The organism is Streptomyces sp. NPDC002868 (assembly GCF_055563295.1).
Window position 1 is genome coordinate 1 of record NZ_JBVHDR010000090.1, and the last position, 1,472, is coordinate 1,472.

At 67.5% G+C, this 1,472-nt stretch carries 1 protein-coding gene; it reads right to left on the bottom strand.

The genetic code is table 11. The features are described 5' to 3' along the window. Positions 1-1,472 (bottom strand): acyltransferase domain-containing protein (locus tag ACZ3H8_RS40830; protein WP_467410454.1); only part of this gene is annotated, 1,472 nt, incomplete at both ends.

Below are 1,472 nucleotides of genomic sequence, written 5' to 3' on the forward strand. Positions count from 1 at the left end.
GCCATGGCGGTCAGCGTGCTGTCGGGGCCCAACTCCAGGAACCGGCTGACGCCCTGCTCCTCCAGGCGCTGGATGCCGTCGGCGAACCGCACCGCATGACGGACGTGCCCCACCCAGTACTCCGCCGAGGCAAGTTCCTCCGGCGTGGCCGGCGCGCCGGTCACATTGGACACGACCGCGATCCGCGGCGGCTCGTACGAAATGCTCTCCGCCACCTGGCGGAAGTCCTCCAGCATCGGGTCCATCAACGGCGAGTGAAACGCATGACTCACCCGCAACGACGTCGTCTTGCGCTCCAGACCACGGAAATGATCGGCGATCTCCCCGACCGCCTCCTCAACGCCGGAGATCACCACCGCATCCGGACCGTTGACCGCCGCCAGGCCGACCTCACTCTCCCGGCCCGCCAGCAGGGGCAACACCTCCGCCTCCGACGCCTGCAGAGAGACCATCGCCCCGCCTTCGGGCAGAGCCTGCATCAACCGGCCACGGGCGGCCACCAGACGACACGCATCCTCCAGCGACCACACACCGGCCACGTAGGCCGCCGCCAACTCACCGACCGAATGCCCCAACAGCACATCCGGCCGCACACCCCACGACTCCACCAACCGGAACAAGGCGACCTCGAGAGCGAACAACGCAGGCTGCGCAAACTCCGTACGATTCAACAGCTCCGCATCATCACCGAACACCACCCCCCGCAACGAACAACCCAACTCACCATCCACAAACCCACACACCGCATCAAAGGCCGAAGCAAAGACCGGGAACGCCCCGTACAACTTCCGGCCCATCCCCAACCGCTGCGAACCCTGACCCGCAAACAGAAACGCCGTACGACCGCCGGCTTCCCCGGAGCCCAGGACCAGACTCGCCTCGGACTCCCCATGAGCGAGAGCCCGTAGCCCCCGCAAGAGTCCTTCTCGCTCCGAGGCGAGCACGACTGCCCGGTACTCCAAAGGAGACCGCGTCGTCACCAACGACAGACCGACGTCACCCAGCGGCAGTTCGGGGTCGGCCTCCACGAACGACAGCAACCGCTCCGCCTGCCCCCGCAGACCATCGGGACTCACCGCCGAAACCACCACCGGCACCACCGGCAGCTCGCGCCCCTCACCCTCGCCGGACCCAGCGCCCTCGCCCGCAACAGCCTCCACCGGCGGAGCCTGCTCCAGGATCACGTGCGCGTTAGTCCCGCTGATCCCGAACGAGGACACGCCCGCCCTGCGCGGCCGGTCCACCTCCGGCCACCCCGTGTTCTCCGTCAGCAACCGGATATTGCCCACTGACCAGTCCACATGCGAGGACGGCTCATCCACATGGAGGGTGCGCGGCAGCATGCCATGCTCCATCGCCGTGATCATCTTGATCACGCCGCCCACACCCGCAGCCGCCTGCGTGTGACCGACGTTCGACTTCAACGACCCCAGCCACAACGGCCGATCCACAGGCCGGCCCTGCCCGTACGT